The following is an 11,000-nucleotide window of genomic DNA, read 5'->3' as shown; positions in this document are numbered from 1 at the left end:
GGATGGTCACGCTGGTCAGGCCCGTGCAGTCTTCGAAGGCACTTACGCCGATTTTCGTGACGCCCGCCGGGATAGTCACGCTGGTCAGGCCCCTGCAGCCTTTGAAGGCACCCTCCCCGATTTCCTTGACGCCCTTCGGGATGGTGACGCTGGTCAGGCCCGTGCAGCCATAGAAGGCATACTCCCCGATTGCCGTGACGCCCGCAGGGATGGTCACGCTGGTCAGGCCCGTGCAGCCAGAGAAGGCCTCCCCCCCCGATTTCCTTGACGCCCGCGGGGATGGTCACGCTGGTCAGGCCCCTGCAGCCTCTGAAGGCCTGCTTCCCGATTTTCTTGACGCCCGCCGGGATGGTCACGCTGGTCAGGCCCGTGCAGTCTTCGAAGGCACTTACGCCGATTTTCGTGACGCTCTCCGGGATGGTCACATCCCTGTCAACTCCCTGATATGTCAGCAAAATGCCGTTGACAGCCGCAAAATCTCCCAGGCTTTTCAACCAGGGAGTCTCCGAAAAACTCCCATTACCAAAAGAGGTGATGCTCTCCGGGATGGTCACGCTGGTCAGGCCCGTGCAGTTAGAGAAGGCATGCCACCCGATTTTCTTGACGCCCGCAGGGATGGTGACGCTGGTCAGGCCCGTGCAGCCATAGAAGGCATACTCCCCGATTGCCGTGACGCCCGCAGGGATGGTCACGCTGGTCAGGCCCGTGCAGCCATAGAAGGCATAACCTCCGATTTCCGTGACGCTCTCCGGGATGGTGACGCTGGTCAGGCCCGTGCAGCCATAGAAGGCCTGATTCTCGATTTCCTTGATGCCCGCCGGGATGGTCACGCTGGTCAGGCCCGTGCAGCCTTCGAAGGCCCCGCCCCAGATTTCCGTGACGCTCTCCGGGATGGTCACGCTGGTCAGGCCTGTGCAGCCAGAGAAGGCATTCCACCTGATTTCCTTGACGCCCTCCGGGATGGTCACGCTGGTCAGGCCTGTGCAGCCTTCGAAGGCCTTGTTGCCGATTTCCGTGACGCTCTCCGGGATGGTGACGCTGGTCAGGCCCGTGCAGCCTTTGAAGGCACTCCACCTGATTGCCTTGACGCCCTCCGGGATGGCGACATCGCCGCTGGGGCCGGTGTACTTGGTCAAAACGCCGTTCTCAATGACAAAATTCTGCTTGCTTTTCATGGTTAAATACCTCTTAAAATAAAATTAAATTTCGTCCTTCTGCAAAATCAGCTTGATGGCCCAGACCGGCACCTCCGGCTGGCCGTATTCATCGTCGATAAAGACGAAGGCCGCGTCGTAGTCCGGCTTCTTCTCCGGGAAGGTCCCATAGCCGTCGGTGAAGTAGATCAGCCCCTTGAGGTTGTCGAACTCCTTTTTCCGCCGCAGCTCGTCCACATACTGGAACACCGGGCGGAAGTCCGTTCCTCCGAAGCCCTTGAGCGCCATGGTTTTGAGGAAGTCCTGAAATTCTTCCCAGGAGGTGACCTTGTGGTCCTCCTGGATTTCCGCGTCGCACTGGATGATATGGACGTTGATCTTGCTGAAAAAGCTCTCCTGCTGGGCCAGGATGTTATAGGTTTTCGTCAGAAAGGCCTGCACCAGCTCTCCCTGGACGGAGCCCGAGGTGTCGATGGCAATGACGAAATCCTTGATTTTTTTGACCTCCTTGTACTCCAGCGGCTCGATGAGGGGCACGTTTTGATAGAGCTGGAGACCATAGGTATAGAAAATGTAGTCAAATTCGTCGTCGTTGATCTGCATGTCTTCCCCCAGGACGGCAAATTTCCGCAGGAAGTCCGAATAGTCGTATTTCTCCCGGTTGACCTCCTGGACGTTTTGCAGAAGGTTCGCGGCCCGGTCCCCCCAGAAGGATTGGGAGGCGGTCTCCAAATCCACCTGCACCCGTTGGCTGATGGCTTGCCACTCGGCCTGAAGGCTGCCGCCCGCCGGTCCATCCGCCGGTCCATCCGCTGATCCGCCCGCTGATCCACCTGCTGATCCACCTGCCGATCCATCCGCTGAAATTTCAACGGTCATAGAGCCGGACGAAGCGGCTTCACCGCCCTCTGAACCGCCGCCCTGCCCGGCAGCCGCAAGAAAAGCGTTTCTCTGCTGCTCAGGCGGCGCGTACCAGGGGCTGTGCTCATCCCGGCGGAACAAATCACGGAGGCGCTGGTACTCCCCCTGGGACAGGGGTGCGTCCGTGAAGTGCTTATACAGCCGTTCCGCTGTCAGCTTGCCGCCCTGTTCCAGCGCCGCCAGCTCCACCGCCATGGCGGAGCCGGTCAGCGTCTCCAGCTGCTTCATGTTCAGCTCGCTGAGGATGCCCTCCACCGCGATGTCGCAGGACAGGTCCCACAGCTCGCGGTTAATGGCAGGGTTCACAAAGGGATGGCTGAATACGCAGTGGAAAATGGCGTGGAGGCAGCTGTGGTTCAGCTCCCCGCCGCCCTGCTTGTAAAGCTCAAATATGTAATCCGGGTTGAAACGGAGGTATTTCCCGTCTATGCCGAGGGTCTCCAGGCCACCCGCTTGCAGTTCCGGCTTGCACAGGGCCAAATCCAGAAACCGGAAGGCCACCAGCAGCTCGTTCCGGGCGTATTTCAAAATCTGAACCGCCAGCTCCTCCGCCCGCTGTTGTCTTTCCACGGCGTTTCTCCTCCCTTACAGCTCATAGTCCGTTTCCGTGATGCCGATGTGGGCATTTTTGTAGTCCATCAGATAGCTCAAAACCTCCGGCTTCTGGGCGGAGTTCGCCAGCTCGATGCTCTCGTCGATGTTCTCTCCGGTGAAGACCCCCAGCTCCGCCAGGGTGTTCAAGCCTGCCAGATCGTCAAACTCAATGACAACCGCCACCGCCCCGGCGGCGTTCTCCCGCAGCCAGTTCAGGTACTCGTCCCGGTACAGCGGCACCAGCTGGACCGCGGATTTCAGCCGGTCCGTGGCAATCAGCACCCGGTCCTTGAACTTCTGGATGGAGGGGAAGAGGCTGTCGTACTTCACGATATCGAACACGCCGTCCCGGTTGGTTCGGATGCAGTCCAGATACTGATTTCGTGCGCTGCATGAGTCATATTGGAATTCCGGGAAGTAAAACACCGCCCAGCTCTGGCCGTTTTCCGGCTGAGCGTACTCCAGGCGCAGCCGGAGCAGACCTCTGCACTCGTGGAAAGCGTCCTGGGCAATGTCGCGGACAGAGGACGGAATCCGGACCTCCTGCATCGTCCGGCAGTCGAAGGCCAGGGACTCGATTTCGGTGACGCCCTCCGGCACCGTTACTGTCTCGTCCTCTCCAAAGGCGGACATCAGGGACCAGCTCCCGTCCTCCTTTCGCCGGAGGAGGCAGTTGCCCTCGGTCCGGAAGTGCGGATTTTGGCCGGAAACCTGAATGCTCCGCAGGACAGCGGCTTCGTTGCTGTATTCTCTGCCAGCAAAGGCCCCGTCTCCGATGGCCGCAATCTCCGGCGGAAGCACAAGCTCCTCGATGACCGTTCCCCGGAACGCCTCTGCCCCGATGGAGCGCAGGCCATGGGGAAGCTGGATGCTTTTCAGCCTGTTACAGCCGCGAAACGCCCTTGGCCCGATCTCCCGCAGGGAATCCGGAAGCGTGACGGAAATCAGGCCGCCGCAGTTCTCAAAGGCCCCCCTGGCGATCACGGTGGTACCCTCCGCCACGGTATAGCGGTTCAGGACCGCCTCGTCCTCCTCGTCGTAATCCTCATCATCTTCATCGTAATCCTCATCATCTTCCTCGTAATAGTGATAGGTGGCGAACTGGGGGCCGTAGGTCCTGAGTAAGGTCTTTTCCCCGCCTTCCGTCTGATAAACCGCGTCCCCGTCCGCCTCGATGGGGCCGCCTGGGGCGATGCGCAGCTCCTGGGAGTTCACCCGGAAATCATAATAGTTGTAGAGGCAGTCAAAGCTGGCCTCCCCCAGCTTCCGCAGACTGGAGGGCAGGGAGACCAGGTGGATGGGGCAGCTGTGGAACGCATAGTCCCCAATCTCCTCCAGTCCTTCGCTGAACAGGACGCTGCTCAGGCGTTCGCAGTGGTAAAAGGCAGAGTTTCCGATGATGCGGAGGTTTTCGCCAAATTCTACACGCCGCAGAGAGGGACTATAAGAGAAGGCGTGCTCTCCGATTTCAGTCAAGGTGGAGGGGAAGGCCACATCCGTCAGGCCGGTCCGCGCGGAGAAGGCGTTGGGCCCGATCCGCTCCACGCCCTCCGGAATCTCGCAGATGCCCGTGCCAAAGAATGCGCAAAGGGTTCTGCCGCCGGCGGAGAACACAAAGGGGATCTCCGCCTTGAGATGGACGTTCTCTGGGTCAACGGTGATTTCCGAAAGGGCCTGGGGATGGTTGTTCCGTCCGTCCTCCAGGTCATAGGTCCGGAAGAAACAGCCGGGGTCCAGGGTCTCCAGCCTCTTGCCGATGTGGACCCGTTCCAGGGCGGTGTCCTTGAAGGTTTTTTCCCGAAGGGCTGTCACGCCGTCTGGAATATTGACCTCCCGCAGGCCGATACAGCCGTTGAAGGTGGTGTTGATGAGCTTGGTCATGGCGTTGGAGAGGTGAATTTTCCGCAGGCTGATGCAGCCCTCAAAGGCCAGGCCCTGGACGCGCTGGATGGTATCGGGCATGGTGACCTTGGTCAGGTTCCGGTTGCCGCTGAAGGCGCCCTTGGCGATCGTCCGCACCGGGACGCCCTGGATGGTCCTGGGGATGTCCAGCTCTTCCGCTGTGCCGGTGTAGCCGGTGATGGTAACGCCTCCGACGCCGGAGGTATAGGTAAAGTCCTGGCCGTCCGAGTCTTCCGGAATCTCCGGCGGGGTGTACCGGTAAGCGGAGCCCTCAAAGGCGCTTGGACTGACCCGGGGAATACCTCCCTGAAAATCCACCTCTTCCAAAGCGGTACAGCCGCCAAAGGCCCGGTCTCCCACCTTTTCCAGCCCGGCGGGGAGAATCACCCGGCGCAGATGCGTGCAGCCCTCGAAGGCCGACGCCTGGATTTCGGTCAGGCTCTCCGGCAAAACGATGGTTTCCAGTCCTTGCTGATTCTGGAAGGCCCCCTCCTGGATGAAGTGGATGCCCTGGGGAATCTCCAGGTCCGGGCGGCAGTCCGTGGCCCCGGTGATGCAAAACCGCGCGTACTGCCCCCTGGTGCATCCTGCCTCCAGCCCAGCCAGCTTCCGCGCCGCGTCCTCGAAGGTCCCGTAAAACCGGGGATTCAAGCCCAGGTAGAGGTCTTTCAGTCTGGCCGTGGCCGCGGGAGAGAGTCCGGCGACGGAGGCGGTCCCCTCCTGCCTGGCGGCGGACGCGGAGCGGCCCCGAGGGGCGCCCTTCTCCGCCATGACGCCGATGGAACGGAGGTATGTGACCAGCGTCATGCCCAAAAGCTCCTGGGCCTTGTTGGAGAGAGTCTTCAGCGGCCCTTTGTACTCCGGGTTCTCAAAGAGCAGCACGCCCATGGCAGTGGGCTTCTCCCGGTCCCGGTATTTTTCCGCCAGGGCATCCAGCATGGGCTGGAAGTCCTGGGCGGGCCGTCCGCCCACGGATGGCTGGTATGTATAGCCGTAGGCGTTCAGAAACTCCGCGCGGCTCTCGTAGCCCAGGAGGCGGTAGACCTCGGAGATATCGCTGGAGAGGGACTTGTGGTCCTGCTCCAGGCGTCCGGGAATCACATGGTCCGGATAGTATTGTTCCAGGCGGCGGAGGACGTTTTCGGTTTTCCGCTGGACAACATCGGTGGGATCCTCCGTGGAGCGCTTCTCCTGAATTGCGGAAGGACTCTGATAGCCGTAGGCGTCCAGAAATTCCTTCCGGCTGGCATAGCCCAGCAGTTTATAGAGATCGGTCAGGTCCCGGCCCAGCGTCTCATGAGCCTGGTCGATTCTGTCCTGGATAACGCGGTCGGGGTAGTATGCCTCCAGACGCTGGAGGACGCTGTCCAGGCGGCTTTGAAAATAGGACGAGAGCCCGGGGCGGGGCGGCGCTTTCTCCGCCGCCGTTTGGGCCTGTTCTGTCCGCTTTTCAGGCTCTCCCGCTTTCCGGGCCTGCGGTTCCCCTGGCTCTCCGGCGGGCAGCTGGTCCAGAAGAGCCAGCACCGCGTCCAGCTCCTCCAGGCTTTTGCTGAGCCGCCCGTGCTCCTCACGCAGGGCCTTGACCTCTCTGACGGCGCTCTCCACCAGCTGCCGGAGCTCCTGGAGCGAAGCTCCCGCTTCTCCCTGCCGCGCCTCCGCTTCGGCAAAATTGCAGCTGGCCCGCATACATACCTCCGTCTTTTTCGAGAGAGCGGCCTCTGTTTGCGCCAGCTCCCCTTTCAGCGCTTCCCGCCTGCGCAAAAGCAGGTTTTTCTGTTCCATAACTGTGCTCATAATCTCCGTTTCCTTTCCTGAATTCCATATAGCATCCGGCTCCTCCACGATGTCAGGGCCGCCGGGAAAGCTCAATACAGCGTCCTCTCGTTCTTCTCAAACAGTTTGTCGTTGACCTCCGCCAGCGGCGTGCCATGGGCGATGCCGTGCAGAATGATGGCGTCCCGCTTCAAACGCGGATACAGCGGCGCCAAACCGGCGCACTTCAAAAGCCGCTGGGTCTCCTCCTCCGTCGTCCCCAGGCCGAAGCAGATGCACAGCAAACGGTCCCGGGAGGGATTCCGCCGCCCGGAAAGCACCTGATAGAGATAGACCTCGCTCATGCCGCCGTTCCGCGACACCGCCGCTTTCGAAACTTTTTTTCGTCAAAGAACCGCATCAGCTGTTCCGTCAGACCCCAGTTTACAAACTGGTCCCCGTTCTCCTTCAAATACTCGTCCAGATGGGGCTGGCTCAAAAGCTCGTCCCGCAAATCGCCGGTTGTCTTTTCCATGAGATATTCTCCTTTACTTTTCTTTCAATATGCTGTATATTAAATAGCATCATACGCTTTAAGAATGAGAAAAACCATATGCAGTCTGCATAGGGTACGTGCTTTTTTAAGGAGGCGGTCTTTTATTTACGCTTGGCTCTCCAGCGCCATTCAGCTGGAATTTGAAGAGGTCCGTCCCCTTAAGGAAGGCCCGCGGGGCGGCGTTTTCCTCCTCCGCCACAAAAAAACGGGGAGGCTCCTGGTTTTTCGCCGCTTCTCCGGCAGCGGAGAGGTCTACCGAAAGCTGCTGCGCTACTCTTGCCCGAACCTTCCGGAAGTTCTGGAAACGGCGGAGCAGGAGGGAACGGTTCTGGTGCTGGAAGAATTCATCCAGGGGGACACCCTGGACTTTCTTTTGAAAGCCGCTCCCCTCTCCCCAAAGGCGACCCGGGAAATCATCATCCAGCTCTGCCAGGCTCTGCGGGTACTGCACTCCTTCGGCGCGGTCCACCGGGATATCAAACCGGAGAACGTCATCCTCCGGGAACGGGAGGCGGTGCTGATCGACTTTGATGCCGCCCGCCTCCACAAGCCCGCCCATGAAAACGACACCGTGGTCCTGGGGACCACCGGCTTCGCCGCGCCGGAGCAGTACGGCCTTTCCCAGTCCGGTCCCCAAGCGGATATTTACTCTCTGGGCGTGCTGATGAATGTGATGCTCACCGGGGAGCATCCCTCCCGAAAGCTGGCGGATGGCCGCCTGGGCCGGGTGGTCCAGCGGTGCACCCAGGTGAACCCGGAAAAACGCTATCGGAGCGCAATCCATCTGATGGAGGCGATTCAACTGTGAAAGCCTGTCCCCACTGCGGCGAGGTTCTTCCGGACGAGGCATCCTTCTGCCCCAGCTGCGCAAAAAGCGTTATTATCCGCGAAAAGGCCCGGCGCCGCAAACGCCTGGCCGTAAAGGCGGTGTTCGTCTTTTTCGCGGTTTTGGCGGCGGTCCTTCTGGCGGTCTTTATCTGGAGCCTCACGCCAAGGACCTATGACAACGGAACCGCAGAGGCCCTTTATGACACGAAGGGCCGGACCTATCAGCTCTGCATCGCCTGGGCTGATACGCCCACGATACCCTTCAGCGACCGCTACGCCTCCGCGGCGGTGAACTTTGACGGCCGGTATCCCTCTCTGCTTTTTATCAATGACGTGAGCACCGGGGAGGACGCCGCCGGGGACTTTCTGCCCCAGGTGGAACGCATCACCGCCGAGTTTGCCAGCCTCAACCCCGGCGGCGTACAGGACATGCGGCTCTCCTGCACCCCTCCTGTCCGGCAAACGGACTATGTCCCCCATGCCGCCGGTATCACGTATGTGGATTTTTGCATCTGGAACGCCGGAGACTACGAGGCCCAGCTGGTCTTCACGGTGAATATGAAAAACGGCGACACCATCCGGGTCCGGCAGGCCCATCACTTCCGCTCCATCAAAACCTATACCTACACTCCGGAGGACGCTCCCATGGATACATTGGAGGAGCTCCAGGCTCTGCTGGAGGAGATTGGCCGCACGGCGGAGCCCAACGCGGAAATCAACATTCATCTTCCCCCCGTGACCTATGAAGGAGAACTGGTGTTGAACCGCATGGCGGTAAACCTCTACGGCAGTCTCGACCGGACGGGCGAGCGCACTGCCTTTACCGGCCCTGTCCACCTCGTGTACTCCGGCGGCGTCATCTCCTGTTTCGAAGACATTGATTTCACGGGAAACGGCGGCACGGGCATCTCCGCCATGTCCCGCCTTCACCTGACGAACTGCCGCCTCTCCGGGTGGGACACCGCCGTTTTCTGTTCGGAAACCGCATGGGTCAACACGGACCAATGTACCTTCTCGGACAACGGCATTGGCCTCCACATCAACAACGCGGAGCCCAACATCTCGGACGGCCAGTTTGAAGGCAACACCTTCCAAGGAAACCAAACCGCCATCCTGCTGGAGCAGGTGGGCATAGAAACACCCTTGAAATTTCCCGGCACCCTCTTTTCCGGCAACGGCACGGACATTGACAACCGCTGCGGCCAGGAGCTGGAGCTGGAGCGGACGATTTTTCAATAGCCCGCATACAAACGTCCCCAGGCGCTCCAACGGTGTCTGGGGACGTTTCTTTTTACCCGGCCAGCTCCTTGAGCCTGATGTACAGCAGGGCGTTGGCCTGGGCGTCGCACCAGGCCCGGTGCGCGTCCGGCTGGTCGATGCCGAAGCGCTGCGACAGGTATTCCAGCTTGACATTCTCCCAGCCCTGGGCCTCTTTCAGCCTGCGGGCAAAGCGGTATGTATCAAAAAAGGGGTTCTCCAGCCGGATCCCCGCCCGCCGGGCAGCGCGGTCGATGTAGTGGAGGTCCGACTGCCGGATGTTGTGCCCCACCAGGACGCTGTCCCCCGCGAAGTCTGCGAACAGCCGGATGGCCTCCTCTGGCCCCGGCTGGTCCGCCACCATCTCGTCGGTGATATGGGTGATGCCGGCAATGCGGGGGAGAATCTTCCGCCCGGGATTCACCAGCTGGGAGAAGGTCTCCGTAATCCTTCCGTTCACCACCCGCACCGCGCCGATCTCCGTGATCTCGGCGGGGCTGTCGCCGTTGGCGGCCCCGTAGGTCCCGCTGGTCTCCAGATCGAAGCAGACGAAGGAGTCGAAGTCCGGCTCGGTCCGCTCCGGCATGGACCGGGGACGGCCGTCCTCCAGGATCTCGCAGTCCACGGCCAGTATGGACAGCACCTCCATCACTTGGGTCAGCTCCTCCGCGCCGCCGGTGAGCCGGAGGGTCAGTGACCCCTGGCGGCGGTCTGTGAAAACCGGGGCGGCGGCTTCCGGGGCGGCGGCCGCCGTGATCTGGCTCCGGAAGCCGGCAAGGCCCGCCGTGGAGAGGGTTTCCAGGTACTTGGCGGTCACGGCCCCGGCGTGGGGGCCGGCGGTGGTCCGGATGTTGTTCAGGTCCCGGGAGATGCGGGTGATCTTTTCATCCACGGCGGTCTGCCAGATCTTGGCGGAGGTGCTCCTGTTCAGCCACTTTTCATCAAAGAAGGCGGGGCTGTTCAGCACCTGCTCGGCCAGGCCGCCCAGGGCGCCGCTCCGCCGGAAAAAGTACACCGCAATTTCCTGGCGCTTAGCCGCCTTTTCCCGGCTCTCCATCTCGGAGATAAAGGCCTTGACCTCGCCCAGGGGCTCGTCCACCATGGCCAGCAGCTCCTTGACCTGGGCCTCAAAGTCCTGGTAGGGGGCCAGATACGCCCGTTTGATCTCCTTGCGGCGGCCGTCGATGTCCCCCCGGAGGCGGGTGAGCTCCTTCTTGTCGGCCTTGGCGTCGGCCAGGCGGTCCTCCGTGTAAACCATGCTCTGGTAGCGCTCCAAGACGGCGGCGAGGGCCGTCTTCAGCTCCTGAAAGTTGTCGATGGAAACCTGTCCCGGCTGCTGGCGGGAGAAAAGCTGTAAATTGTCCATGGAACATACCCCTTTCTGTTCAAACTCCGCTCGTGTACCCTTGATGATGACGCTGTATTCCATTTGGTAGCCTACGCTCATAATGGACCTCTTGCGAAAATAAAAAGTTCTGAACAAATGAATAGATAAAACCAAGCAAATCGGTAATCAAGCATCCCTGCTATGGTAAAGTCAATTTCGCAAGAGGTCTAATATATCCTCCTAAAAATTTTGATGGCAAATTTGTTGCTTCCCGCACCGCCGCGCAATTTCTTCCAGCTTCGCCCCGTCCGCGTTTTGAATCTCGTCTGCGTCCAGAATCATAGCCCCCAGGCCGGAAAACGCTCCGGCGCAAGCCTCGTCCAGCAGTTCCTTCCGCAAAGCCTCCGTGTCTCGTTCCATACGGTCCTCTTCTTCCGCGCCATAGCGCTGTTTTCTAACGTTACTCTACCATTTTTAAACAGAGAAAACCATATGCAGGCTGCATATGGTCTTTAAAAAATTTGAAACCCTATGCAGCCTGCATAGGGTAAATGATGGACCCGCATGGTATCCTACACTTGAAAAACTCCGTGCCGGCGGCTTGACAGACTTCTCAAGCCGTGACATCCTAGATGGCGTCTACTCGAGTTAAGTGCGTATGGCAGCCCAAATAGCGATACAACGAACATGTACCGCGGCGATAAAAGCA

At 60.1% G+C, this 11,000-nt stretch carries 9 protein-coding genes and 1 pseudogene; 2 read left to right on the top strand and 8 right to left on the bottom strand.

Translation table 11 applies throughout. The features are described 5' to 3' along the window. From Q0063_RS13430 to Q0063_RS13405, 6 genes and pseudogenes are all read right to left on the bottom strand, one after another. Positions 1 to 217: leucine-rich repeat domain-containing protein (locus Q0063_RS13430; protein WP_297872479.1), on the bottom strand; the 217-nt coding region annotated here is incomplete at its 3' end. A 97-nt stretch (positions 218 to 314) separates the two neighbouring features. Beyond that, positions 315 to 1,175, bottom strand: a pseudogene (locus Q0063_RS13425) (leucine-rich repeat domain-containing protein); the annotation flags it as partial. Between the two features lie 24 nt (positions 1,176 to 1,199). Next, on the bottom strand, positions 1,200 to 2,645 hold the full coding sequence (locus Q0063_RS13420; protein WP_297872478.1) for a VWA-like domain-containing protein: 1,446 nt from the start codon (positions 2,643 to 2,645) through the stop codon (positions 1,200 to 1,202). A gap of 15 nt (positions 2,646 to 2,660) precedes the next feature. Beyond that, positions 2,661 to 6,365, bottom strand: a complete 3,705-nt coding sequence (locus Q0063_RS13415) for a leucine-rich repeat protein (protein WP_297872477.1) — start codon at positions 6,363 to 6,365, stop codon at positions 2,661 to 2,663. A 71-nt stretch (positions 6,366 to 6,436) separates the two neighbouring features. Beyond that, on the bottom strand, positions 6,437 to 6,688 hold the full coding sequence (locus tag Q0063_RS13410; protein WP_297872476.1) for a hypothetical protein: 252 nt from the start codon (positions 6,686 to 6,688) through the stop codon (positions 6,437 to 6,439). After that, complete coding sequence (locus Q0063_RS13405; RefSeq protein WP_297872475.1) at positions 6,685 to 6,858, bottom strand: hypothetical protein; 174 nt, start codon at positions 6,856 to 6,858, stop codon at positions 6,685 to 6,687. The genes Q0063_RS13410 and Q0063_RS13405 overlap by 4 nt, the downstream gene beginning before the upstream one ends. 64 nt (positions 6,859 to 6,922) lie before the next feature. On the opposite strand from Q0063_RS13405, the gene Q0063_RS13400 reads away from it, so the two are divergent. Both Q0063_RS13400 and Q0063_RS13395 read left to right on the top strand, forming a co-directional pair. Next, complete coding sequence (locus Q0063_RS13400; protein WP_297872474.1) at positions 6,923 to 7,687, top strand: serine/threonine-protein kinase; 765 nt, start codon at positions 6,923 to 6,925, stop codon at positions 7,685 to 7,687. Beyond that, positions 7,684 to 8,946 (top strand): zinc ribbon domain-containing protein, encoded by a 1,263-nt coding sequence (locus Q0063_RS13395; protein ID WP_297872473.1) that lies wholly within the window; start codon positions 7,684 to 7,686, stop codon positions 8,944 to 8,946. The genes Q0063_RS13400 and Q0063_RS13395 overlap by 4 nt, the downstream gene beginning before the upstream one ends. 52 nt (positions 8,947 to 8,998) lie before the next feature. On the opposite strand, the gene Q0063_RS13390 is transcribed toward Q0063_RS13395, so the two are convergent. After that, positions 8,999 to 10,411 carry a DUF1351 domain-containing protein gene (locus Q0063_RS13390; protein ID WP_297872472.1) on the bottom strand — a complete coding sequence of 471 codons (1,413 nt, stop codon included), beginning with the start codon at positions 10,409 to 10,411 and terminating at the stop codon, positions 8,999 to 9,001. 120 nt (positions 10,412 to 10,531) lie between these two features. Further along, a complete protein-coding gene (locus Q0063_RS13385; RefSeq protein ID WP_297872471.1) occupies positions 10,532 to 10,711 on the bottom strand; it encodes a hypothetical protein in 180 nt (59 codons plus the stop codon). Positions 10,712 to 11,000 lie beyond the last annotated feature (289 nt).

Source organism: uncultured Oscillibacter sp., assembly GCF_947654275.1.
Classification (GTDB): domain Bacteria; phylum Bacillota; class Clostridia; order Oscillospirales; family Oscillospiraceae; genus Oscillibacter.
This window is presented reverse-complemented; position numbering and strand designations above follow the sequence as displayed.